Origin of the sequence: Flagellimonas amoyensis (assembly GCF_003058265.1) — a bacterium.
GTDB lineage: Bacteria > Bacteroidota > Bacteroidia > Flavobacteriales > Flavobacteriaceae > Flagellimonas > Flagellimonas amoyensis.
Map to the genome: position 1 here is coordinate 33,340 of NZ_QBUK01000014.1, position 24,035 is coordinate 57,374.

General features: G+C 46.7%; 20 protein-coding genes. 10 read left to right on the forward strand and 10 right to left on the reverse strand.

What is annotated here, in order from left to right; translation table 11 throughout:
• Positions 1–29 precede the first annotated feature (29 nt).
• The 5 genes from ilvB to DB398_RS16955 all read left to right on the forward strand — a co-directional run bounded on the left by ilvB (position 30) and on the right by DB398_RS16955 (position 6,878).
• Positions 30–1,763: a biosynthetic-type acetolactate synthase large subunit gene (gene ilvB, locus DB398_RS16935; protein WP_108425645.1), complete on the forward strand. Its 1,734-nt coding sequence runs from the start codon at positions 30–32 to the stop codon at positions 1,761–1,763.
• A 52-nt stretch (positions 1,764–1,815) separates the two neighbouring features.
• Positions 1,816–2,343 carry an acetolactate synthase small subunit gene (gene ilvN, locus DB398_RS16940; RefSeq protein ID WP_108425646.1) on the forward strand — a complete coding sequence of 176 codons (528 nt, stop codon included), beginning with the start codon at positions 1,816–1,818 and terminating at the stop codon, positions 2,341–2,343.
• Between the two features lie 22 nt (positions 2,344–2,365).
• Positions 2,366–3,841 carry a ketol-acid reductoisomerase gene (gene ilvC, locus DB398_RS16945; RefSeq protein WP_108425647.1) on the forward strand — a complete coding sequence of 492 codons (1,476 nt, stop codon included), beginning with the start codon at positions 2,366–2,368 and terminating at the stop codon, positions 3,839–3,841.
• A 15-nt stretch (positions 3,842–3,856) separates the two neighbouring features.
• Positions 3,857–5,125, forward strand: a complete 1,269-nt coding sequence (gene ilvA, locus DB398_RS16950; protein ID WP_108425648.1) for a threonine ammonia-lyase IlvA — start codon at positions 3,857–3,859, stop codon at positions 5,123–5,125.
• 160 nt (positions 5,126–5,285) lie between these two features.
• Positions 5,286–6,878 carry an NADP-dependent glyceraldehyde-3-phosphate dehydrogenase gene (locus DB398_RS16955; RefSeq protein ID WP_108425649.1) on the forward strand — a complete coding sequence of 531 codons (1,593 nt, stop codon included), beginning with the start codon at positions 5,286–5,288 and terminating at the stop codon, positions 6,876–6,878.
• Positions 6,879–6,949: 71 nt separating this feature from the next.
• Here DB398_RS16955 and leuB read toward each other — a convergent pair whose 3' ends face one another.
• From leuB to leuC, 4 genes are all read right to left on the reverse strand, one after another.
• Positions 6,950–8,008: a 3-isopropylmalate dehydrogenase gene (gene leuB / locus DB398_RS16960; protein WP_108425650.1), complete on the reverse strand. Its 1,059-nt coding sequence runs from the start codon at positions 8,006–8,008 to the stop codon at positions 6,950–6,952.
• Positions 8,009–8,116: 108 nt separating this feature from the next.
• Positions 8,117–9,634 (reverse strand): alpha-isopropylmalate synthase regulatory domain-containing protein, encoded by a 1,518-nt coding sequence (locus DB398_RS16965; RefSeq protein WP_108425651.1) that lies wholly within the window; start codon positions 9,632–9,634, stop codon positions 8,117–8,119.
• A gap of 20 nt (positions 9,635–9,654) precedes the next feature.
• Positions 9,655–10,251, reverse strand: coding sequence for a 3-isopropylmalate dehydratase small subunit (gene leuD, locus DB398_RS16970; protein ID WP_108425652.1), 597 nt, complete (start codon positions 10,249–10,251; stop codon positions 9,655–9,657).
• 81 nt (positions 10,252–10,332) lie between these two features.
• Complete coding sequence (gene leuC / locus DB398_RS16975; protein ID WP_108425653.1) at positions 10,333–11,742, reverse strand: 3-isopropylmalate dehydratase large subunit; 1,410 nt, start codon at positions 11,740–11,742, stop codon at positions 10,333–10,335.
• A gap of 262 nt (positions 11,743–12,004) precedes the next feature.
• Here leuC and DB398_RS16980 point away from each other — a divergent pair, with 262 nt between their 5' ends.
• From DB398_RS16980 to DB398_RS16990, 3 genes are read left to right on the forward strand one after another with little or no spacing between them, the layout of a single operon-like run.
• The gene (locus DB398_RS16980) at positions 12,005–12,829 is read left to right on the forward strand and encodes a sigma-70 family RNA polymerase sigma factor (RefSeq protein ID WP_108425654.1); all 825 of its coding nucleotides are present in this window, start codon (positions 12,005–12,007) and stop codon (positions 12,827–12,829) included.
• Between the two features lie 43 nt (positions 12,830–12,872).
• Positions 12,873–13,463, forward strand: coding sequence for an FMN-dependent NADH-azoreductase (locus DB398_RS16985; protein WP_108425655.1), 591 nt, complete (start codon positions 12,873–12,875; stop codon positions 13,461–13,463).
• Complete coding sequence (locus DB398_RS16990; protein ID WP_108425656.1) at positions 13,460–13,831, forward strand: nuclear transport factor 2 family protein; 372 nt, start codon at positions 13,460–13,462, stop codon at positions 13,829–13,831. Before DB398_RS16985 ends, DB398_RS16990 begins: the two co-directional genes overlap by 4 nt.
• A gap of 30 nt (positions 13,832–13,861) precedes the next feature.
• Here the strand turns inward: DB398_RS16990 and recG are convergent, their stop codons facing one another.
• Positions 13,862–15,982, reverse strand: a complete 2,121-nt coding sequence (gene recG / locus DB398_RS16995; RefSeq protein ID WP_108425657.1) for an ATP-dependent DNA helicase RecG — start codon at positions 15,980–15,982, stop codon at positions 13,862–13,864.
• 46 nt (positions 15,983–16,028) lie between these two features.
• Between recG and DB398_RS17000 the strand changes: the two genes are divergently transcribed.
• Both DB398_RS17000 and DB398_RS17005 read left to right on the forward strand, forming a co-directional pair.
• Complete coding sequence (locus tag DB398_RS17000) at positions 16,029–18,116, forward strand: M1 family metallopeptidase (protein WP_108425658.1); 2,088 nt, start codon at positions 16,029–16,031, stop codon at positions 18,114–18,116.
• The gene (locus DB398_RS17005) at positions 18,113–19,027 is read left to right on the forward strand and encodes a patatin-like phospholipase family protein (protein ID WP_108425659.1); all 915 of its coding nucleotides are present in this window, start codon (positions 18,113–18,115) and stop codon (positions 19,025–19,027) included. Before DB398_RS17000 ends, DB398_RS17005 begins: the two co-directional genes overlap by 4 nt.
• 42 nt (positions 19,028–19,069) lie before the next feature.
• On the opposite strand, the gene DB398_RS17010 is transcribed toward DB398_RS17005, so the two are convergent.
• From DB398_RS17010 to DB398_RS17030, 5 genes are all read right to left on the reverse strand, one after another.
• Positions 19,070–19,591: a DUF7935 family protein gene (locus DB398_RS17010; RefSeq protein WP_108425660.1), complete on the reverse strand. Its 522-nt coding sequence runs from the start codon at positions 19,589–19,591 to the stop codon at positions 19,070–19,072.
• Positions 19,592–19,664: 73 nt separating this feature from the next.
• Positions 19,665–20,438: a coiled-coil domain-containing protein gene (locus tag DB398_RS17015; RefSeq protein WP_108425661.1), complete on the reverse strand. Its 774-nt coding sequence runs from the start codon at positions 20,436–20,438 to the stop codon at positions 19,665–19,667.
• Between the two features lie 26 nt (positions 20,439–20,464).
• Positions 20,465–22,039 carry an FMN-binding glutamate synthase family protein gene (locus tag DB398_RS17020; protein ID WP_108425662.1) on the reverse strand — a complete coding sequence of 525 codons (1,575 nt, stop codon included), beginning with the start codon at positions 22,037–22,039 and terminating at the stop codon, positions 20,465–20,467.
• Positions 22,040–22,146: 107 nt separating this feature from the next.
• Positions 22,147–23,433, reverse strand: coding sequence for an amidohydrolase (locus tag DB398_RS17025; RefSeq protein WP_108425663.1), 1,287 nt, complete (start codon positions 23,431–23,433; stop codon positions 22,147–22,149).
• An 11-nt stretch (positions 23,434–23,444) separates the two neighbouring features.
• On the reverse strand, positions 23,445–23,984 hold the full coding sequence (locus DB398_RS17030; protein WP_108425664.1) for a DsrE family protein: 540 nt from the start codon (positions 23,982–23,984) through the stop codon (positions 23,445–23,447).
• Positions 23,985–24,035: the final 51 nt, after the last annotated feature.

Genomic DNA, 24,035 nt, shown 5'->3' on the forward strand with positions numbered 1-24,035 from the left:
ATAGCGGGACAATCCCAAAATATAAGCTTATGGAAACATTAAAAGCGGAAAAGAAAGACACGAAAAAAAAGACAGCGATCCGTATCACCGGAGCTGAGGCCATCATCCAATGTTTGTTGGCGGAGGGTGTGGATTTGATATATGGTTACCCTGGTGGGGCCATCATGCCCGTGTATGACGAATTGTATAAGTTTCAGGATAGGCTGACCCATATCCTTACCCGACATGAGCAAGGGGCTACCCATGCAGCACAGGGATATGCCAGGGTAAGTGGAAAAGTTGGCGTGGCCATGGCCACTTCCGGTCCTGGAGCCACGAACTTGGTGACGGGTATCGCCGACGCCCAGATAGATTCCACGCCTATGGTCTGCATCACTGGCCAGGTAGCGCGGCATTTGTTGGGTTCCGATGCCTTTCAGGAAACGGACATTGTGGGTATCTCTACCCCGGTGACCAAATGGAACTACCAGATTACCCGTGCAGAGGAAATCCCTGAGATCATGGCAAAGGCTTTTTATATCGCCAAGTCAGGACGACCAGGGCCTGTGTTGGTGGACATCACCAAGAATGCCCAATTCGACGAGTTGGATTTTGTGTATGAAAAATGCACAGGAGTGAGAAGCTACAAACCAGCTCCAAAGCCCGATATGAGTGCCATTGAAAAGGCAGCGGAATTGATCAACAACGCCAAAAAGCCCTACATCGTTTTTGGACAAGGGATTATTTTGGGTGAGGCCGAGGAGCAATTGAAGGCATTGGTGGAAAAAGCAGGGATTCCTGCTGCTTGGACCATTTTGGGTCTTTCCGCAATGGATACCGATCACCCATTGAATGTGGGCATGGTGGGCATGCACGGCAATTATGGACCCAATGTCCTGACGAATGAATGCGATGTGCTTGTTGCCATCGGAATGCGTTTTGATGACCGTGTGACCGGAAACCTCGCCACTTATGCCAAGCAGGCCAAGATCATCCATTTTGAGATAGATCCTGCCGAAGTGAACAAAAATGTACCTGTGGATGTGGCTGTTTTGGGCAATGCCAAGCAAACCTTGGAACTATTGTTGCCCTTGGTCAATAAAAAGGAACACAAGGAATGGTTGGCCGAGTTCGAGAAAAAGAGACAAATCGAATACGATACCGTAATCGATAAAGATATCTATCCTACCAAGCCGGGCCTTTCCATGGGTGAGGTCATTGAACAGATCAATGTGGCTTCTGGGCATAAGGCGGTGATTGTTTCCGATGTGGGACAGCATCAGATGATAGCCTGTAGGTATGCCAAATTCAAACAGACCAAGAGCAATATCACCTCTGGTGGACTGGGAACCATGGGATTTGCCCTTCCGGCAGCCATCGGTGCTAAAATGGGTGCCATGGATAGGGAAGTAGTCGCCATTATCGGTGACGGTGGGTACCAGATGACCATTCAAGAACTTGGGGTCATCTTCCAGCACAACTTGCCCGTAAAGATTGTGGTCCTCAACAACGATCACTTGGGCATGGTGCGCCAATGGCAGGAACTTTTCTTTGAAAGACGTTATGCATCCACCGTAATGACCAATCCTGACTTCGTGAAAATAGCCGAAGGCTATCACATCAAGGCCAGAAGGGTAGTGGAGCGGTCCGACCTGAAGGATGCCGTGCAAGAAATGATGGCCTCCAAAGACCCTTATTTCTTGGAAGTTAGGGTAGAGAAGGAAGACAATGTGTTCCCAATGGTTCCGACAGGGGCTTCCATCTCCGATATCTTATTGAAATAATAGGGATGGGTCCAAACCTGGCCCTTCATAGTAGTAAAAACAAAATGTAAGCATGGAAAAACAATGGTTTACCATTTCGGTTTACTCCGAAAATCATGTAGGTTTGCTCAATAGAATATCGGGAATATTCTTAAAGAGACACATCAATATAGAAAGTTTAAACGTTTCAAAATCAGAGATTGAAAATGTTTCAAAATTCACGATTGTAATTTTTTCCACCGAAGATTGGGCGGTAAAGATCGTCAATCAGATTGAAAAGCAGGTGGAGGTCATCAAAGCTTATTACCACACCGACGAAGAGACCATTTACCAAGAATCGGCCTTGTTCAAGATCGCATCGAACCTGCTGTTCGATGAGCGTCAGATTCAAAATATCATTAAAGAACACCATTCGCAGATCGTAACCGTGAGTCGAGAGTTCTTCGTATTGGCCAAAACGGGTCGTCGACATGAGATTGACGAAATGCATGAGGCGTTGGAGCCTTATGGCATCATGCAATTTGTGCGCACGGGCCGGATAGCTGTCAGTAAGGCCGCTATGCCCATCACCAATATATTAGCAGAATTTCAAAATCAATAAATAGTAAAATCAGATACATAAAATGGCAAATTACTTCAACACACTATCGCTTCGCGAGCAATTGACCCAACTGGGAAAATGTAGGTTTATGGACCCCAGCGAATTTGCTGATGGTGTTACCGCTTTGAAAGGAAAGAAAATCGTGATTGTGGGCTGTGGTGCCCAAGGATTGAACCAAGGGTTGAACATGAGGGATTCCGGATTGGACATTTCCTATGCGCTCCGTGCCGCCGCCATCAAGGACCAAAGACAATCCTTTAAAAATGCCAAAGAGAACAATTTTACTGTTGGAACCTATGAGGAATTGATCCCGACTGCCGACCTGGTCATCAACCTGACCCCGGACAAGCAGCATACTAACGTGGTGGGAACGGTTATGCCCTTGATGAAAAAAGGTGCTACTTTGTCCTATTCCCACGGATTCAATATTGTGGAGGAAGGAATGCAGGTCCGTGAAGACATCACCGTGATCATGGTGGCCCCCAAAAGCCCAGGTTCCGAAGTGCGCGAAGAGTACAAAAGAGGTTTCGGTGTGCCAACTTTGATTGCTGTGCACCCAGAGAACGATCCAGAGGGCAAAGGTTTGGAGCAGGCCAAGGCTTATGCTGCCGGTACAGGTGGCGATAAGGCAGGTGTTCTGGAATCTTCTTTCGTGGCGGAGGTGAAATCGGATTTGATGGGAGAGCAGACCATTCTTTGTGGACTGTTGCAGACAGGATCTATCCTTTCCTTCAACAAAATGATTGAAAAGGGAGTTGATGCCGGATATGCCTCCAAATTGATCCAATACGGATGGGAGACCATCACCGAAGGATTGAAACAGGGTGGAATCACCAATATGATGGACCGTTTGTCCAACCCTGCCAAGATAAAGGCCTATGATTTGGCCGAAGAATTGAAAGTGATCATGCGTCCCTTGTTCCAAAAACATATGGACGACATCATGAGCGGTCATTTCTCCAAGACGATGATGGAAGATTGGGACAATGGCGATAAAAATCTATTGGATTGGAGAGCTGCCACAGGCGAAACTGCTTTTGAAAAGACGCCTGCGGGCAATGTGTCCATTTCCGAGCAAGAATATTACGATAACGGTGTGTTGATGGTCGCTTTTGTAAAATCCGGGGTTGAATTGGCCTACGAGACCATGACGGAATCAGGAATCATTGGAGACTCTGCTTACTACGAGTCGCTTCACGAAACCCCGTTGATCGCAAACACCATCGCCAGAAAGAAACTGTTCGAGATGAACCGTGTCATTTCCGATACCGCAGAGTATGGTTGCTATCTCTTTGACCATGCTTGCAAGCCTCTGTTGACCGATTTCATGAAGAAAATTGAAACCGATGTCATTGGGAAGAAATTTGGTGAAGGAAAGGACAATGGTGTGGACAACATCAAACTTATCGCTGTAAACAAGGCCATCCGTACCCATGATGTGGAAGTGGTAGGCGCAAGACTCCGTGCCTCCATGACGGCCATGAAGCCCATCGCATAAATTATATTTGGCCCCATGAGCAAAGAAACTGTGGAAACGTATTTTCCGCAAACAGCGGATATTTATCAAGCGGCAAAAAACATCGCCCAGGTGGCGGAAGAAACTCCTTTGCAGCAAAGTATCCGCTATTCCAAGGCTTATGGGGCCAATATTTTTTTCAAACGGGAAGACCTTCAGCGGGTCCGAAGCTATAAGATCCGTGGGGCCTATAACAAGATCGCTTCTTTGTCCAAGGAAGAATTGGATAGGGGCGTGGTCTGTGCCAGCGCGGGAAACCATGCCCAAGGTGTGGCGTTTGCCTGTAGCCATTTGGAAGTGAAAGGCACCATTTACATGCCCGTAGTGACCCCAAAGCAGAAGATAGACCAGACCAAGATGTTTGGTGGCGATTGGGTGAAAGTGGTCCTGGAAGGGGATACGTTCGATGATTCCAACAGGGCAGCCCAAAGCTATTGTGAGCAGGAGGGAAAGACCTTTGTCCACCCGTTTGATGATGAAAAGATCATTGAGGGGCAGGCAACCGTGGGTCTGGAAATCCTTCAGCAAAGCGATGTCCCCATCGACTACCTTTTTGTGGCCGTGGGCGGGGGAGGTTTGGCCTCTGGACTGTGTGGCACGTTTCACGCATTGTCCCCAAAGACCAAGATCATTGGAGTGGAGCCTGAAGGGGCGCCTTCGATGAAAAGGTCCATTGCCGAAGGAAATTTGGTGCAGTTGGGAGCCATTGACAAGTTTGTTGATGGAGCTGCCGTTCAACAAGTGGGGCGATTGACTTATGCCATTTGCCGGGATCATTTGTATGGAATGGAAACCGTGCCCGAAGGAAAGGTCTGCCAGACCATTTTGGACCTGTATAACCGGGATGCTATTGTGGTGGAGCCTGCCGGGGCATTGACCATTGCGGCCCTTGATGATTTTGCGGAGGATATCAAGGGTAAAAATGTGGTCTGTGTGGTCAGTGGGAGCAATAACGACATTACCCGCACTGCCGAGATCAAGGAGCGTGCACTGCTGTATGCCAACCTCAAACACTATTTTATAGTGAGGTTTCCGCAACGACCTGGGGCGTTGAAAGAGTTTGTGGCCGATATTTTGGGTCCGGACGATGACATCACCCATTTTGAATATTCCAAAAAGTCGAGCAGGGAGAATGCACCTGCCGTTGTGGGGATAGAGCTCAAGTCCGCTGATGACCTGGAGCCCTTGGTCCAACGCATGAAGGCCAACAATTTTTTTGGGGACTATCTCAACGACAAACCTGACCTGTTCCAGTATTTGGTGTGATTTCCACAACAATTTCCCTATATGTTTTGATATTGGGCCAGCTTAATCGTTTTTGTGTTGAAACCCATGGGAATGAGATCCTTCCCAAATCTTTTTATGTTAGCTTTGTATAGTGCTACCGACCATTATTTGAGAACACTAATTCTATAAACATCAATTTATGTCAAAAACCAAGACCGTAATACCAGAAGCGTTTCAAATCAAGGAAGAAATCCATCAAAAGACCTATTTGGTGAACGGTGAGCTCCGCAAATGGAACGGGGCGACAACCCCTGTGGTATCTACCATATCATCCACTGAAGAATATATACCAACCGTTTTGGGCAGTATTCCGGACATGGGTGAAGCTGAAGCTTTGGAGGCTTTGGATTCTGCAATGGCGGCCTATGACAAGGGAAAAGGAATTTGGCCCACCATGAAGGTCAAGGATCGTATTGAGTGCATGGTGACCTTCGTGAAAAAGATGGAGAAGAAGAGGGAGGAAGTGGTCAAACTGCTGATGTGGGAAATCGGAAAATCCAAGCCAGATTCGTACAAGGAGTTCGATCGTACCGTTGAGTATATTTATGATACGATTGAGGAATACAAACAATTGGACCGTAACAGTGCCAAGTTTGACAAGCATGATGGGGTATATGCCCATATCCGTAGGGGTCCGTTGGGCGTGGTTTTGTGCCTTGGTCCCTACAATTATCCCTTGAACGAGACCTTTGCTCTGCTTATTCCGGCCATTATCATGGGGAACACGACCGTTTTTAAACCGGCCAAGCATGGAGTTTTGCTCATTACGCAGCTTTTGGAGGCATTTCAGAGCAGTTTTCCCAAAGGAGTGGTCAATATCCTTTTTGGACGTGGAAGAGCTGTGGCGGCGCCTATAATGAAGACAGGAAAAGTGGATGTATTGGCCTTGATCGGCAATAGCAAATCGGCCAATGCACTGCAAGACCAACACCCCAAAAGCAATCGACTTCGTCTGGTGTTGGGATTGGAGGCCAAGAACCCGGCCATTGTGCTGCCTGATGCTGATTTGGACCTGACCATCAACGAATGTATCGCCGGTACGCTGTCCTTTAACGGGCAACGTTGTACTGCGCTTAAGGTGGTGTATGTGCACGAGGATATCAAGGACGAATTCCTGAAACGTTTCACGGAAAAAGTGGATGCCCTTAAATATGGAAATCCATGGGACGATGGGGTGAGCCTTACACCACTACCAGAGCCGGACAAGCCTGCCTATATCCAAGAACTTTTGGACGATGCGAAAGCGAAAGGTGCCAAAGTCATCAACAAAAAAGGAGGAAAACATTTTGATAACTACATATGGCCTGCGGTGCTCTATCCGGTATCGAAGGATATGAGGGTGTATGAAGAGGAGCAGTTTGGACCAATCATTCCTGTGCTTTCCTTCAAGGATATCGAAGAGCCTTTGGATGATATGGCGGAGTCCAATTATGGGCAACAGGTGAGTCTGTTCGGCAAGGATGTATATACCTTGTCTCCGTTGATCGATACACTGGCCAACTTGGTGTGCCGAGTGAACCTGAACAGTTCTTGTCAACGTGGTCCGGATGTGTATCCGTTCACTGGAAGAAAGGATTCGGCACAAGCCACATTGAGCGTACATGATGCGCTAAGATCTTTTTCTGTCCGAACTTTTGTGGCCTTCAAGGACAATGAAGTGAATACCCAAACCGTGGAGCAGTTGTTGGAGGCCAAGGTGAGCAACTTCTTGAGCACGGATTATATTTTGTAGAAAAGTAAACTGAAGTAAATAAAAAGCCCCGAACTATCGGGGCTTTCTTTTTTGGTCTATGCGGGGGTTGATTAAATATTTTTGGCCAGCCAGTCCCCGACTTCACTGGTTTTGTATGCTTTTCCGCCATCGGCAAGGTCTTCGGTGACCACGCCTTCGGACAGTGATTTGTTCACCACTACACGGATGGCTTCGGCCTCGTCCTTCAAACCAAAAGCAGTCTCGAACATCATGGCTGCAGAAAGTACGGTGGCCAATGGATTGGCGATGTCCTTTCCGGCCGCTTGTGGATAAGATCCGTGGATAGGTTCAAACAAAGAGGTTTTTTCTCCCAAGGAAGCCGAGGGCATCAACCCCATGGAACCGGAAATCACGGATGCCTCATCGGTGAGGATGTCCCCAAATAGGTTTTCGGTGATCAATACGTCATAGGAACTGGGCCATTGTACCAAACGCATGGCCACGGCATCCACAAACTCGTAAGAAACCTGTACTTCTGGATATTCCTTTTCCAGTTTTTGGACGGTTTCCCTCCATAGGCGTGATGTTTCCAGTACGTTGGCTTTGTCCACACAACACAGCTTTTTGGAACGCTGTAGGGCCATTTCAAAACCTTTTCGGGCCAAACGCTCAACTTCGGCACGGGTGTAGGTGCAAGTGTCGTATGCAGTATTGTCATTGTCTTCGCGGCCTCTTTTTCCAAAATAGATACCTCCGGTCAATTCCCGCAAAAAGACCAAATCGGTACCTTCAATACGTTCCTTTTTCAAAGGCGATTTGTCAATCAAAGAAGGAAAGGTGAACGTGGGGCGAACATTGGCGAACAATCCCAATTTTTGGCGCATTTTCAACAAACCTTGCTCGGGGCGGACCTTGGCGGATGGGTCGTTGTCGAAGCGTGGGTGTCCGATGGCCCCGAACAATACGGCATCAGCGGCCACGCATACTTCGTGGGTTGTATCGGGATAGGGTTCTCCAACAGCATCGATGGCAGCGGCTCCTGTAAGGGCAGGTGTCCAGTTGATTTCATGTCCGAACTTTGCAGCTACGGCATCGGATACTTTTACGGCTTGGTCGATCACTTCTGGGCCAATTCCATCCCCGGCCAAGAGGGCTATGTTTAATTTCATTTATCTTCGGTTATTCAGTTATTGAATTACTGGGTTATTTAGTTATTCCAATCAGTCTTTTGTCTTTACTCTTTTTTTTTTTTGCTCTTGTGTTTGAACTTCTGTCCGTTATACTAGGTTGAGCATTTTTTCCGTGGCCTTTATGGCGGATACCGTTTGGTCGGAATCCAACCCACGGGTAATGAAATCCTTTTCCTTGGTCTGCCAAGTGATTATGGTTTCGCAAAGCGCATCGGAATTGCTGCCAGGAGGTATGCGCACGGCATAGTCCACCAACTTGGGAAGCTCCCGGTTCTCTTTTTTGTACACCTTTTTCAGGGCGTTGATGAAGGCATCAAACTGACCATCGCCTTGGGAACTTTCCTCGTACAGTTTCCCTTCAATCTCAATGGAAAGGGTAGTGGAGGGTTTTAATCCTTTGGAATGGGTAAGTACATAAGACTTTACAAACACCTTTTGCTGATACAGGTTGCTGTCCAGTACATCCGAGATGATGTAGGGCAGATCGTCCTTCGTGACCCGTTCCTTTTTGTCGCCAAGTTCAATGATGCGTTCAGTGACCTTTTTCAGTTCGTCATCGTTCAGGGTGAGTCCAAGTTCCTGCAAATTCTTTTGGATATTGGCTTTTCCTGAAGTTTTTCCTAGGGCATATTTTCGCTTTCTGCCAAAACGTTCCGGTAATAAATCGTTAAAGTAAAGATTCTTTTTGCTATCTCCATCTGCATGTATACCAGCAGTTTGTGTAAAAACATTGTCTCCAACAATGGGCTTGTTGTCAGGTATGCCAAAACCGGTAAATGCCGATACCAGTTTACTCACTTTATACAATGAGGATTCTTTGACACCTATGGTGATTTCCGGCAGAAAATCGTTGATCACGGCCACCACGCTGGCCAATGGGGCATTTCCTGCTCGTTCACCCATACCGTTGACGGTCAGGTGTAATCCATGCACTCCCGCTTTTACCGCTTCCATGACATTGGCGACACTAAGGTCGTAATCATTGTGCCCATGAAAATCAAAATGGGAGTCGGGGTATCGTTCAATGATTTCTTTGAAAAACGCGCCTGTCTCTGTATGTGTGAGCACTCCCAAGGTGTCGGGCAGCAAAATCCGTTTGACAGGTTGCTGGGTCAAAAAGTCCAAAAACTGAAAAACATACGCCTTGGAATTCCGCATTCCGTTGCTCCAATCCTCTAAGTACACATTGGTTACGATACCGAGTTCTTGGGCTTTGGAAATCACATTTTCAATCTCCTTAAAATGCTGTTCTGGAGTCTTTTTAAGTTGATGTGTTAAATGATTTATTGAGCCTTTGGTGAGCAAGTTCTGTACCTTTGCGCCGGCCTCGACCATCCAATTCAAGGATACACCATTGTCCACAAAAGTGAGCACCTCTACTTTGGAAAGATAGCCTTCAGAGGCTGCCCATTCCGTAATGTTTTGGACGGCTTTCAGTTCTCCTTCGGAAACACGGGCAGAGGCCACTTCAATCCGATCCACCTTGAGTTCTTCCAATAGCAACTTGGCCAAGGTGAGTTTTTCGGAAGCTGAAAAGGAGACCCCAGAGGTTTGTTCACCATCCCTAAGGGTGGTGTCCATGATTTCAATGGTACGTTTTTTCATTCGCTATGCAGTAGCCCAATTTAAAGGGGAGTGTTCTCGGCAAAGACCTCTATGTCCTTTTTGATGTTCAACAAATAATCTATGTCATCAAAACCATTGAGCATGTTCTGTTTTTTGTACCCATTGATCTCAAAGTTTTCACTTTCGCCAGTGGCCAAAATGGTAATGCTCTGCTCGGACAGGTCTATTTTCAGTTCCGTTTCGGGATCGGCCTCGATGGCGGTAAAGATCTTGTCCAGAAAACCGGCGCTCACCTGAACGGGCAACACACCTACATTCAAGCAGTTGTTGCGAAAAATATCGGCAAAAAAGCTGGACACCACGCATCGGAACCCATAATCGTAAACGGCCCATGCAGCGTGTTCCCTAGATGAACCAGAACCAAAGTTTTTGCCACCTACCAAGATTTTTCCGGAGTAGATGGGGTTGTTCAGTACAAAATGCTCTTTTGGACTTCCGTCAGCGTTATACCTCCAGTCCCTGAACAGGTTATCGCCAAATCCTTTTCGCTCCGTGGCCTTTAGGAATCGAGCAGGGATAATCTGGTCGGTATCCACATTCTCTATGGGCAATGGTACCGCTGAACTTGTCAATATGTTGAATTTATCGTATGCCATTTCTCTATCAGTTATCAATGTTCAATTAACAATTGATTTTGTATTGCTAATTGTTCACTGGTCATTGTTTGTTGTAAATTGTTATGCAAATGCTTCTTCCATGAGTTCCCTTGGATCGGTCACCTTTCCGGTCACAGCAGCGGCGGCAGCCACCAAAGGACTTGCCAATAGGGTTCTGGCACCTGGGCCTTGTCGTCCCTCAAAGTTTCGGTTGGAAGTGCTCACCGCGTATTTGCCTGCGGGAACTTTATCGTCGTTCATGGCCAAACAAGCGGAACAACCGGGTTCCCTAAGTTCAAATCCAGCCTCGTGAAGGATGTCCAAGATACCCTCTTCTTTGATGGCTTCTTCCACCCTGTGCGAACCGGGTACCAGCCAAGCGGTCACATTTTCCGCTTTCTTTCTTCCTTTGATGATGGAGGCAAATGCCCTGAAATCCTCAATTCTACCGTTGGTGCAGCTTCCTAGGAACACAAAGTCGATGGGTTTGCCGATCATGGCATCGCCTTCGTGGAACGCCATATACTCCAATGATTTTTTGTAGGTGGCCACACCACCTTCCACGGCCTCGGCCAATGGAATGTCGTTTTTGATGCCCATACCCATTCCAGGGTTGGTGCCGTAGGTGATCATGGGTTCTATTTCGGAAGCCTCAAACGTAAGTTCCTTGTCAAAAACAGCATCGCTGTCAGAATAGAGGGTTTTCCAGTATGCCATGGCGTTGTCCCAATCAGCACCTTTAGGTGTGTATTCACGACCTTTGATGTATTCGAAGGTCTTCTCATCGGGAGCGATCATACCGCCGCGGGCACCCATTTCGATACTCAGGTTGCAAACGGTCATACGGCCTTCCATGGACATGTTCTTGAACACATCTCCTGCATATTCCACAAAATAACCGGTGGCGCCGGAAGTGGTCAGTTTGGAGATGATGAACAACGCAACATCTTTGGGTGTAACGGCCTTGCTCAGGCTTCCGTTGATGTTGATGCGCATTTTCTTGGGCTTTGGCTGCATGATGCACTGCGTGGAGAGCACCATTTCCACCTCGCTGGTCCCAATTCCGAAGGCGATGGCACCAAAAGCACCATGTGTTGATGTATGTGAGTCCCCGCACACGATGGTCGCGCCGGGAGCTGTGATTCCATTTTCCGGACCAATGACATGGACAATACCATTTTTCTCATGTCCAAGACCCCAATAAGGGATATTGTGCGCTGCGGCATTTTCCTCCAAGGCCCTTAATTGGTTGGCGGATAGTTGATCCTTTACGGGTAAATGTTGGTTCAGGGTAGGGGTGTTGTGATCGGCGGTCGCGAAGGTCCGCTCGGGATACAGCACCTTGATGCCCCTGTTCTTCAATCCTAGAAAAGCCACGGGACTGGTGACTTCATGTACCAAATGCCTGTCTATGAACAGCACATCCGGGCCATTTTCAATATGTTTTACCACATGGGAGTCCCACACTTTGTCAAATAGTGTCTTGCTCATTGTATCAATCAAATTTTGTAAGCTTTCAAAGTTAAGATATGAATGCAAATCTATTTTTAAAAGCCCCATAAAATTACGATGTTCAACGGCTGTTTCAATGAAATTTTCGGAATGTTAACAAATGTCTCGGGCTCGATGTAAATTATCACAACCGAAGAATTGACCCTCCGTTTTTTTCATATAAATCGGACCCTTTCCTGAAAAAAAACGATTATGTTGTCACGTTTTATACTGCTATCTTGTTTTCCTATATAAAACCCCAATGGAAAACATTCATAAAACCCTGACAACCTATGCCTATAATATTTCAGGCTCCATGGAAGATGCCAAGGATGTGGTTCAGGATGTTATTGAAAAATATATAGGAGCCGATAGATCACATATTGAGGATGAACGGAACTATCTGATCAAATCGGTGATGAACCATGCCATAAACCTGAAAAAACGAAAATCCTACAAGTCCAAATATGGCGAATGGCTTCCCGACCCTGTGGACCTGAACCAGGCCGATAGCCATATCATAAAGGAGCAAACAGCTTCGTATTCCCTTTTGGTGCTGATGGAGAAGCTGAACGCAATGGAACGTGCCGTGTTCATCTTGAAAGAGGGTTTTGCCTATAAGCACAAAGAGATTGCGGATGTATTGGATATCCAGACCGATCATTCGAGGCAACTGTTCCTTCGGGCAAAGAAATCACTAAAGAAGACCAACTATATTGAAAAAAGAAAGGAGCCAGAAGTGCTGGAAGCCTACATAAATGCCATTGCTAATGCAGATCTGGACAAACTTGAATCATTGTTGGTAGGGGATATCGAACTCATGGCCGACGGAGGCAGCACTGTCAAGGTCATCACAGGAAGCCTAGTTGGGGCCAACAGTACGGCAAAACTGCTCCAAAATGTGTATGGACTGTTCTTGCAGGACAAAAAATACTTTATCACCGAAATCAATCATCAACCTGCGGTCGTCTTCCATGAAAATGACAAGGTCTATAATTGCCAGATCTTGGTTTGTGATAACCATCGCATTGCCAGCCTGTATTCCATTGTAGATCCACAAAAATTAAAATTGCTAAAAGTCCGGTAAGCTGTCACGTTTTTTTCATTGGGATTGTCTTCAATAAAAAAACATGATGCAAACTTTATTAAGAATTGACAGTAGCCTACGGGAAGAAGGATCGTTTAGCCGCAAGTATGGGGACATTTTTCTTCAAATGTGGAAAGAAAGGAACCCCGGTTCAAAGATCAATTATAGGGACCTCAACAAGGAACGGATACCCCATTTGACCCAAGAAGTCACACAGGCCTTTTTTGCCGACACCGAAGATGATGGATTACTGGAGACTTCGGACATGCTCTGTGATGAGATAAGGGAAAGTGATGTGTTGTTGCTGACCTGTCCGATGTACAATTTTGGAATTCCTTCCACACTGAAATCCTATTTTGACCATATCATCAGGGTGAATCAAACGTTTCGATATCATGGCGACCAAGGCTATGAGGGTCTGTTGAAAAACAAAAAGGCCTACCTGATCACCTCGATGGGAGGAAAAAAGACCGATCCAGAAATATCCGAACCTTTTGAGCAATACCTACAACAACTATTGAGCTTTGTCGGGATTGAAGACGTTAAAGTGGTTTCCATAAATGGGACCGCATCGGCGGATTTCATTTTGGACCAAGAAATACATTATATAAATCAAATAGAACAAATGATATGAATCAGACCATTCAAATAGAGCAGGCCGTAAAAGATTTTATCGGGGCAGGGGACACGAACGATATCCAACTACTGGATCGAGTGTTGCACAAAGATTATCAAAATGTGCAAGATGGTTTTTTCGATAATCAGGGCCTATACCAGTTCTCCAAGGAAGAATATAAACGATTGGTAGAGGAGAAAACGTTTGGAGGATTACCTCGAACCATGGAGATTAACACCATTGAAGAATACGGAAGCCATTTAGCTGTGGTGAATGTTACTTTGGAAAGCGAGGCGCTGTTGTTCAATTCTGTGATTGTGGTCGTCAAGAAAAGCTCGGATTGGCAGATATTGAACAACTTTCCTAAAATTGTTGGAAAAGGATAAGATCTTATTTTTGGGATGCGCCCGGTTTGCTCAACTGATATAGTTCCAAATCGTCTTTTGGGCCATCATTCGGGTAAAGGCCCGGAGCACAGGTGCATTTTCCTCTTTTTCCAGTTTGGGGTCGTTTTTCAGCAATTGCAGGACATGATACCGAGCGGTCTGTAAAATTTGGTTGTCCTTGACGATGTCCGCAATCTTCAGGGTGAGCAAACCACTCTGCTGGGTGCCCATCAAATCGCCCGGACCGCGAAGTTTAAGGTCCACTTCTGCAATTTCGAAGCCATCGTTGGTGCTGGTCATGGTCTGCAAACGGGTTTTGGCGTCTTCGGACAGTTTGTGGCCCGTCATCAAAATGCAGAAACTTTGCTCGGCACCACGGCCCACACGCCCACGTAACTGGTGCAACTGTGAGAGCCCGAAGCGTTCCGCACTTTCAATGATCATCACAGAGGCATTGGGCACGTTCACCCCGACTTCGATGACCGTAGTGGCCACCATAATCTGGGTCTCGCCTTTTACGAAGCGCTCCATTTCATAGTCCTTGTCCGCAGGTTTCATTTGTCCGTGCACAATGGAAATCTGATATTCCGGTTGCGGAAAATCCCTGGCAATGCTTTCGTAGCCGTCCATCAGGTCCTTGTAATCCATCGCTTCCGATTCTTGGATCAGCGGATATACGATGTACACCTGCCTGCCTTTTTTGATTTCCTCTTTGAGGAAGCCAAACACTTTTAGGCGATTGTTATCAAATCGATGTACGGTAGTAATAGGTTTTCGACCGGGGGGCAGCTCGTCTATGACCGAAACATCCAAATCCCCATACAAGCTCATGGCCAAGGTTCGGGGAATAGGGGTTGCCGTCATCACCAAAATGTGAGGTGGTGCCCCTCCGCCTTTTGGGCTACTTTTATGCCACAATTTGGACCGTTGGGCCACCCCGAAGCGGTGTTGCTCGTCCACAATGGCCAGTCCTAGGTTGTGGAACTGGACCTTATCCTCCAAAATGGCATGGGTGCCTACCAAAATGTTCAGGTTGCCGTTTTCCAATTGGTTATGCAATAAGGTCCGCTCTGATTTTTTAGTGGAACCCGTCAACAGGGCAATCTTGATGTCCATGTTCACCAAAAGTTCCTTGAGTCCATTGTAATGCTGGGTCGCCAAAATTTCCGTAGGGGCCATCAAACAGGCTTGGAACCCATTATCGATGGCCAATAGCATGCACATCAACGCCACGATGGTCTTCCCGGACCCTACATCACCCTGCAACAAGCGGTTCATTTGCGCATTGCTGCCCATGTCGTTGCGGATTTCCTTGATGACCCGTTTTTGGGCTTCCGTGAGTTCAAAGGGAAGGTGGTTTTCAAAAAAAGTGGTGAAATGTTCCCCCACATTTTCAAAAGGCAATCCCTTGATTTTTTGTTTGCGGAGCATTTTTTTGGAAATCAATTGCATCTGCACAAAAAACAGTTCCTCAAATTTCAACCGGAATTGTGCCCGCGCCAAAAGCTCTTGGTTTTTGGGAAAATGGATGTTGAACAATGCCTCCGCCTTCGGGATCAGCCGAAGCTCTTCAAGAATATCTTTGGACAATGATTCAGGAAAATAGCCTTTGGATTCCAACAAGAGTTGCTGCACCATTTTGGAAACCACCCTGTTGGTAATTCCCGAAGCACTCAGCTTTTCGGTGGATGGAAAGATGGGCTGCATGGCAATTTTCAGCCCTTGCTGGTGTTTGTGCAACAGTTCCATTTCCGGGTGCGGTATGGAAAACGTGCTGCCGTATTGCGAAACCCGACCGAACACCACATAGGGTTCGTTGATTTTCAAACTTTCCTTGATCCATTTATGGCCGCGGAACCAAACGAGTTCCATTTGTCCCGTTTCGTCCACAAAGGTGGCCACTAGCCGTTTGCCTCGCTTTTGTTCCACCATTTTCAGGTGGATGATCTTCCCGACCACCTGCACATCGGCACCACTGGGTTGCAATTGGTTGATCTTGTAATAACTGGTGCGGTCCAAGTAGCGGTTGGGAAAAAGATGGAGCAGGTCCCGATAGGTCTCAATGCCCAGTTCGGCCTTTAGAACATCGGCCCGGCTGGGACCGACACCTTTGAGATAGGCTATGGGAGTTTGTAGAAAATTGGGATTCATCGAACTAAAATATGTAATTTGGAAGGACTTTTGATACGATGATGGCATGAAGCTGAGCCCGACTCTTACTTTTTTCCTATTTGTGCATTTACTGAACGCCCAAGTTCAGGATAAGGTGGATTTTATCCGGGCGGAAGTTTATATTGAACCAAATCCCAAAGAAAAGAAGATTTCTGGGACAGTTAGATATGAATTCAAAGTGCTGGATGATGTAGATTCAATTTTCATTGATTCCAAAAAAATAGATTTCACTTCAGTTATGTTGGATTTGAAAAGAGTTGATTCAAACTATGATGGGGAAAAATTAACTGTTAAAAGTAAGCTGAAAAAGGGAAATACTCATTATTTGGTCATCAGTTACAATACGTTTCCTAAACAAACTGTCTACTTCTTAGGGTGGGATGATGGAATTGATGGAAATGAACAGATTTGGACGCAAGGTCAGGGAAAATATACCAGTCACTGGTTGCCCAGCCTGGATGATATGACGGACAAGATTGAATTTGATTTAAATATATCATACCCACTAAAGGGAAGTTTGATTGCTAATGGAAATCTAACGAAAGTAGCTAGTAACCACAAAGGAGGGGTTTTGGCTTCTTTTGACATGCAAAAACCCATGAGCAGTTATCTCGTCGGTTTTGCCATTGGGGATTTCCATAAAAAAGAGCTCAAATCTTCGTCCGGAGTGCCCATTGAACTGTATTACGAACCCAAGGATAGCCTAAAAGTAGAGCCCACCTACCGCCATACCCAACATATTTTTGACTTTTTGGAGAAGGAAATCGGTGTGCCTTATCCGTGGCAGAATTACAAACAGGTACCTGTTCAGGATTTTTTATATGCAGGCATGGAAAACACCACCTGCACCATTTTTTCCAACCAATACGTGATTGACTCCACGGCTTTTGTGGACAAAAACTACGTGAATGTCAACGCGCATGAACTGGCCCATCAATGGTTTGGCGATCTTGTTACCGAAACCAGTAGCGAGCACCACTGGCTGCACGAAGGTTTTGCCACGTATTATGCCTATTTGGCCGAGAAAGATTTATTCGGGGAAGACCATTTCTATTGGCATTTGTTGGGAACGGCCGAAGCTTTGAAAAGCATTTCGGAGGACGACCAGGGCGAGGCACTCAGGAACCCAGGTGCGGGCAGCCTCACGTTTTATGAAAAAGGAGCCTGGGCCTTGGCCATGCTGCATGAAAGGGTGGGGGACTCCAATTTCAAGCAGGGCATCCGCAACTATCTCCAAAAATATGCCTATCAAAATGTGACCATTCCCAATTTTATGGAGGAAATGGAAAACGTTTCAGGCATGGACCTTTCCAATTTTGAACAGGAGTGGCTGGAAGACCCCAATTTCCGATATGCCGAAGTCCAATCGTTTTTGATGAAAAAAAATACCTCCATCAAGCGCTTTTTTGAATTGAAGGAAAAAATAGGGGAACGACCGGAAACAGCTGGAAATCAGTTGGAGGACGTCTGGGACTCCTTAGGCTCCAGCCAACTGAAACAACATCTGGTCTTGGCGTACGCAAACCATTTTTCGCCCGAGTTCCTATCGACCATTCTCCGTACGGGCGACCTCAACGTGAGACAGGCTGTTATTCTTTCTCTGGAAAAAATACCTGCGGAAATACAAAAAGAGGCAGAAAGCCTTCTTTTGGACCAAAGCTACACGACGATAGAAAGTGCTTTGTACAAACTCTGGGGAGATTTTCCCGACAATAGGGAAAAATACCTTGATGATACCGAAGAATTGGAGGGGTTTCCCAATAAGAACTTGCGGGTGTTGTGGTTGACCTTGGCGTTGGTGACCCCGGGCTACAATCCGGGAATGAAACCTTCCTATTTTGAGGAATTGAACGGGTACACAGGCCCCGAGCACCATTTTGAGACCCGCTTGTTGGTCTTCCAATACTTGACCACCATAGGAGGGTATACTGATGAGACCTTAAAAAATTTGGTGGAGGCCTGTGGCCACCATGTGTGGCATTTTAAAAAATCAGCTAGGGATATTTTGAAGGAATTTTTAAAGAACAAAGACGGTTTGGCCCGGGTAAAGGCAATTTATCCATTGCTGAACCAACAAGAAAAGCAATATTTGGACAAAACTTTGGGAGAATGAGGGCATTGGTCATTTCAGGAGGAGGAAGCAAAGGTGCTTTTGCAGGTGGTGTGGCCCAATTTCTGATCCAAGAGGCGCAGCATAAATATGATCTTTTTGTGGGCACTTCCACGGGCAGTCTTTTGATTTCGCACTTGGCACTGAACAAATTGGACAAGATCAAGGAAATCTACTCCTCTGTGAATCAAGATAGTATTTTCAACAACTGTCCGTTTGTCATCAAAAAGAAGAATGGGGTGGAGGTCATTGCCATAAACCACTGGAACGTGGTGAAAAATTTCATCCGAGGGAAAAAGACCTTTGGGGAAAGCGAGAACCTCCGAAAACTCATTCGACAGTCCATTACCGTGGAAGAGTTCAATGAACTCAAGGAAAGCCATGCGGATGTGGTGGTGACGGTGTCCAATTTATCACTGAACCAAGTGGAATATAAGTCTGTGAACGAGTGTACCTATGACGAATTCTGCGATTGGATCTGGATTTCCTCCAATTACACACCCTTTATGAGTTTGGTCAAGAAAGATGGCTGCGAATATGCCGATGGCGGTCTGGGTAGTCTGGTACCTATCGAAGAGGCCTTTAACCGTGGGGCGACCGAAGTGGATGTGGTGGTCCTGCACACCGAGGTGAACTACATGAACCGCATGTCCTCCAAAAACCCGTTCGACCTGATCACCACCATTTTCAGTTTTATGTTGGACAGGATCGAGAACCAGAATATCCGTATTGGTAAATTGGTGGCCAGTCAAAAGGATGCCATCATCAATTTTTATTACACCCCAACGGTGCTTACCACCAATTCATTGGTGTTCAATAAGGAACGGATGACCTTGTGGTGGAAACGGGGCTATCTGTATGCCAAGAACAAGAACGAGGAAACCAGTCCTATCGACCCTGAACATCAGGAATAAACCCCAGTCCTTTTATTGGAAATGAATGCTTTTTGGACAACATTAGTTCCAAAGATCTCCCACCTCTTTTTTCACGAAGGCCAATGCGGTATTGGAAGGTGATTGCTTTTCCATGGTCTGGTTGAGGATGTCCTCCCGAAGTTTGTCAGGGGAATCCGTCTCGCTCATCCCGGCAGATCGGATGATCTGGATAGTGGCATTTTTGGCCGTTTTGATGATGTTCCAGCATTCATCGGACATATAGATCTGTTGTGAAAGATTGTGCTCGAACTCGGTCTCGATCTGTTTGATCAACAAATTCTCGTAATCACTTTTGCTTTTGCTGATTGGGGCCACCCTTACCACAAGGCTGTTCAAGGTGATACGCTCCAGAAAAAGGGCCATTCGTTCATAGGCCTGTAGGCGAACCGGAAGTGTATCTTTTTGGGAGTCCTTGTGCAACAGGAAGCGTCTTCGGCCTTCTTCGTTTCGGGTGTGCAACCTGAAAAAATAGAACGCGATCACACCGGTCACAACGGCAGGCAATAAATAGGCAAATAGCTGAAGGATTTCATCTCCACTCATAGGATAGTTGGTTTTTTATTGATTTTACATTACCATGAACGCACCAAAATCCCAAAAAGTATTTCAGAGTGCCTTATTGTGCCGCTTTGGCACTTTCCTTGGCCTTGGCATAAAAACCTTTGTAATCGGGCTGTAACCTTATGTTGATGCCTTCCTTGAAGTTGCCATCCTTTACGGAGATGTTGATTTGGTCCGAAGGGATTTGAAGCACATCCACCAACTCCTTGGCAACAGCGGACGCCTGGTCAAAAGTAGGGCCGAACTCCCCGGTAATGTTGAGTCCTTCCACTTGGGTCCTGAAGGATGGGTTGGACTTGATGACTTTGGCCACATTTACCAACCACGCCTTTCCGGCCTCCGTTAGCTTTGTGGAAGTGTCCGAACCAAAAAGGACATCCAGTTTATTGGAAATGACGATACCGCCTTCGGCAACATTGACGTTGGCATTTTCGCCCAAGGTCTGTTTTATCCGGGTCAGGGAAACAATGGCAGTGGAATCGTTGGCGGAAATCATGTCGTTGATGCCGCTAAGTTGTTTTTCCTTACGGGCAAGGGCGGCCATGGCCTTGTTCACGTTCTCCGAGTTTTGCTTGGAGAGCTCTGAGAAATTGCTCAAGTTGCCCAAAAGCGTGGCGTTCGCATCGCGGAGCCCAATGTTTTCGGTTTCCAGGGTCTCTGCTTTTGCGTTGCTGGACGAAATTTCGCGCTTGGCCTTGGCCAGATCCTGTTCCACTTCGGATATTTTGGATTTTAGGTTGTCGATTTCGGCAATCAGGTCACTTTTTTTCTGTGCGAACACTCCTGTGGAAAGAACAAGCAATAGTATGATGGATGATCTAGTTTTCATAAAAGGTAAAATATTTGGGGGCTAAGTTATAATGTTTTTTCATATGTTGGTTTACCGCCCAGGTGTTGGCAATCGTAAAGTTCCTGCATGGATTGGAACCCTACTTGCTCTTTCTGGTATTTGTAGACCGTTCTTAAATTGCTGCTAAGATAATCATCGTCCACGTTCACTTGGATATCTTCCATATGAAATTGACACGGGTGTTCATATCCGGCTGCATGGGTAATTTCCAACAGCTCCTTTCTGAAGGTTTTGAAGTATTGGGCCAACCTATCCGATTTCAAGGGCACATTGATTCCGTTCTGGAGCCATTTGCTCTGGGTGGCCACGCCCGAAGGGCATCGGTTGGTATGGCAAACCTGTGCTTGGATGCAGCCTATGCTCATCATGGCCTCCCGGGCCACGTTGATGCAGTCCGCTCCCATGGCAAAGGCCATGGCCGCTTTCGCCGGAAAACCCAATTTACCGCTACCGATGAACACGATGCGGTCCGTGAGCCCTCTGTCCAAAAAGATTTTATAAATCGAAGTGAAACCATAGGTCCATGGCAGGGAGACATGGTCCGCGAAACTGGGAGGTGCAGCACCGGTTCCTCCTTCGCCACCGTCAATGGTGATGAAATCCGGCCCTTTGCCCTTCTTTTTCATCAGGTCGGCCAACTCTTCCCATTGTTCCACCTTCCCAACAGCGCCTTTGATGCCCACGGGAAGTCCTGTTTCTTCTGCAATGGCTTCAATAAGTTCCAAAAGCTCTGGAATATTGCTGAATGCCTTGTGGGTGGGAGGGGAGATGACGTCCTTTCCGATTTCCACCCCACGGATCTCGGCAAGCTCCTTGGTGATTTTGGCCCCTGGTAGCACACCGCCCTTTCCGGGTTTGGCCCCTTGGGACAATTTGATCTCCACAGCCTTGATGCAGGGATTTTCGTCCACCAAGATCTTCATTTTTTCCATGGAAAAGTTTCCTTCCTTGTTCCTGACCCCAAAATAACCCGTCCCAAAGTGAAAGATCACATCTCCACCTTTTCTGTGGTATGGCGAAAGTCCACCTTCACCGGTATTGTGATAGGCATGACATTTTTCAACTCCCTTGTTGAGGGATTCCACCGCGGCAGCGGATAGGGAACCAAAACTCATGGCGGATACATTGATGACCGATGCGGGCCTATAGGGTTTTCTGCGCTTGTTGTAGGCCCCCATCACCTTGGCGCAGGGCAGAAAATAGGGATTGGCAATGTTGGGGTGTTTTTCAGGGACCTGAAACCCGATCATGGCATTCTTTACAAAAATGTGCTGGTGGGCATAGATGTCCCTGTCCGTTCCAAAACCTTCATAATTGTTTTCCTTTTTTGCCGAGGCATAGATCCAGCTGCGTTCAATGCGGTTGAATGGCAGCTCCTCACGATTGTTTGCCACAAAATATTGGCGCATTTCAGGTCCAATGCTTTCCAGCCAGTACCGCAAATGGCCCACTATCGGAAAATTATGACTGATCGTATGTGCCTTTTGAAAGAAGATGTCGCGGATGGCGACGATCAATAAAAAGATAAGAATCCATCCCCACCAAGAGATCGATAACAAAAAATCCAAGATTGTTTCCATGCAAAGTTTTCAGGTACTGGTTACAAATATCTACCCCACGGTCCAAAATCCAAATAAATCTCGATAAAGGGCGCTGAATGTTTTTGTTGGAAATATGACCCTTTTGCCTATTTGGTCCTGTCCAGAAAATCCAATGCAATTTCTGTCATGGCTTTCACGCCCAACAACAGTCCACTATCATCGATTTTAAAATCAGGGGTATGGTGCGGGAAATGGTCGTTGGGTCCGGCATTGGGGTCTTTTCCTCCCAAAATGAAGAAGAAACCGGGAATTTTTTCCTGATAGAACGAAAAATCCTCTGCTCCGGTGATGGCCTTGATCAGATGCACATTGCCGTCTCCGGCCACATCTTTCAAGCTGGGAAGGGAGGCTTCGGTCAGGGCGAGGTCGTTGTAGGTGATGGGGACACCTTTGTCAATTTCCACAGTGGCTTCGGCCCGGTACGCCTTGGCAATAGTGGCGGCCATTTCCTTCATGCGTTCGTTGATCTGTTTTTGCATGTCGTAGTCCAAGGTGCGGATGGTGCCGATCAGCTCTGCACTTTCTGGAATAATATTGTTCCGTACACCACCACTTATTTTTCCAACGGTAATGACTGCTGCTTCCTTGGTGAGTTCCATTTCACGGCTTATGATAGATTGGAAACCATCCACGATTTTGGCGGCCACAAAAATAGGGTCCACACCGCCCCAAGGAGCAGAGCCATGTGTCTGCTTCCCTTTGATGGTTACCACAAAACGCTGTGCTGCGGCCATGGCACCGCCCGGTTTGTAGGCAATCTGCCCTACGGGAAGATAAGAGCCAATATGGAGTCCGTAAACCGCATCCACTTTTGGGTTTTCCAGGACGCCTTCCTTCACCATGAGTTCGGCACCGCCTTCCTCACCGGGCGGCGGGCCTTCTTCTGCAGGTTGGAAAATGAATTTCACCGTACCGCGGATCTTGTCCTTGTTTTTGGAAAGTACCTCGGCGACCCCCATCATAATGGCGATGTGGGTATCGTGGCCGCAGGCATGCATTACGCCCACTTCTTGACCTAAATATTCTGAGGTTACCGTGGACTTGAACGGGAGGTCGTTTCTTTCGGTAACGGGGAGCGCATCGATATCCGCCCTGAGCGCCACCACTTTTCCGGGACGATTGCCTTTCAGTATGCCGACAACACCTGTATGGGCCACCCCGGTCTGTACCTCAATGCCCAATGCTCTTAGGTGGTCGGCTATTTTTTCCGCGGTCTTGAACTCCCGGTTGCTCAGTTCCGGATGCTGGTGGATGTCCCGCCGCCATTCGATCACTTTGGATTCCATGGCAGCGATTTCTTTTTCCAGACCGTGGTTTTGGGCATGGACAAAAAAACTTATCAGGAGCAAGGCAGAAGAAATGTAAAATTTCATAACGTATTGATTTATAGTTTAATGAGGTGAAAACCTTCATTTTGTAGTTGAATGCTCGCCGTCATGGCCGACAGTGCAATCTTCACGCCGGGAATCAAATCCTTCTTTGGGAAATCCCGGGAGAATGAGGATTGGCCACAATAAATGATCTCCACATCAGCGTCCAACAAGGCCATGATAAGGCCTGAATTGGGGTTTGGGACCCCAAACCGTTTGTGGTATGCCTCATCATGGGCAATATCTTTTGAGGCTTGGTTATGGACAATTATAGCGACTTTGAGTTGTGATTTGGGCACCCCACTTTGGGCATGCATGTTGAGGAATCGGGCGGCTGTTTCCAGTTTCTTGTTGATCTCATCATGGGAACTTGGACTGTCCATGACATCAAAGACCACCTTGAATTCTTGAGCGGTATCGGTTTTGAAATCGGGGTTTTCAATATTCCAGACCTCACCATAAGCTTCTATGATGGGCCCTACCTTTTTTTCTTGTGAAAGGCCAGAAAAGCAACAGAAAACCAAAAATAGTAGTGGGAAGTAGCGATGGATCATAGGGTGAAAAAAGCTTGAGGCTTAAATATATTTAAAAATCAAGTGCCATCC

Excerpts from the sequence above, each read along its gene's own strand:
- ilvB (WP_108425645.1), top strand. The coding sequence starts at position 30 with ATGGAAACATTAAAAGCGGAAAAGAAAGACACGAAAAAAAAGACAGCG.
- ilvN (WP_108425646.1), top strand. The coding sequence starts at position 1,816 with ATGGAAAAACAATGGTTTACCATTTCGGTTTACTCCGAAAATCATGTA.
- ilvC (WP_108425647.1), top strand. The coding sequence starts at position 2,366 with ATGGCAAATTACTTCAACACACTATCGCTTCGCGAGCAATTGACCCAA.
- ilvA (WP_108425648.1), top strand. The coding sequence starts at position 3,857 with ATGAGCAAAGAAACTGTGGAAACGTATTTTCCGCAAACAGCGGATATT.
- DB398_RS16955 (WP_108425649.1), top strand. The coding sequence starts at position 5,286 with ATGTCAAAAACCAAGACCGTAATACCAGAAGCGTTTCAAATCAAGGAA.
- leuB (WP_108425650.1), bottom strand. The coding sequence starts at position 8,008 with ATGAAATTAAACATAGCCCTCTTGGCCGGGGATGGAATTGGCCCAGAA.
- DB398_RS16965 (WP_108425651.1), bottom strand. The coding sequence starts at position 9,634 with ATGAAAAAACGTACCATTGAAATCATGGACACCACCCTTAGGGATGGT.
- leuD (WP_108425652.1), bottom strand. The coding sequence starts at position 10,251 with ATGGCATACGATAAATTCAACATATTGACAAGTTCAGCGGTACCATTG.
- leuC (WP_108425653.1), bottom strand. The coding sequence starts at position 11,742 with ATGAGCAAGACACTATTTGACAAAGTGTGGGACTCCCATGTGGTAAAA.
- DB398_RS16980 (WP_108425654.1), top strand. The coding sequence starts at position 12,005 with ATGGAAAACATTCATAAAACCCTGACAACCTATGCCTATAATATTTCA.
- DB398_RS16985 (WP_108425655.1), top strand. The coding sequence starts at position 12,873 with ATGATGCAAACTTTATTAAGAATTGACAGTAGCCTACGGGAAGAAGGA.
- DB398_RS16990 (WP_108425656.1), top strand. The coding sequence starts at position 13,460 with ATGAATCAGACCATTCAAATAGAGCAGGCCGTAAAAGATTTTATCGGG.
- recG (WP_108425657.1), bottom strand. The coding sequence starts at position 15,982 with ATGAATCCCAATTTTCTACAAACTCCCATAGCCTATCTCAAAGGTGTC.
- DB398_RS17000 (WP_108425658.1), top strand. The coding sequence starts at position 16,029 with ATGAAGCTGAGCCCGACTCTTACTTTTTTCCTATTTGTGCATTTACTG.
- DB398_RS17005 (WP_108425659.1), top strand. The coding sequence starts at position 18,113 with ATGAGGGCATTGGTCATTTCAGGAGGAGGAAGCAAAGGTGCTTTTGCA.
- DB398_RS17010 (WP_108425660.1), bottom strand. The coding sequence starts at position 19,591 with ATGAGTGGAGATGAAATCCTTCAGCTATTTGCCTATTTATTGCCTGCC.
- DB398_RS17015 (WP_108425661.1), bottom strand. The coding sequence starts at position 20,438 with ATGAAAACTAGATCATCCATCATACTATTGCTTGTTCTTTCCACAGGA.
- DB398_RS17020 (WP_108425662.1), bottom strand. The coding sequence starts at position 22,039 with ATGGAAACAATCTTGGATTTTTTGTTATCGATCTCTTGGTGGGGATGG.
- DB398_RS17025 (WP_108425663.1), bottom strand. The coding sequence starts at position 23,433 with ATGAAATTTTACATTTCTTCTGCCTTGCTCCTGATAAGTTTTTTTGTC.
- DB398_RS17030 (WP_108425664.1), bottom strand. The coding sequence starts at position 23,984 with ATGATCCATCGCTACTTCCCACTACTATTTTTGGTTTTCTGTTGCTTT.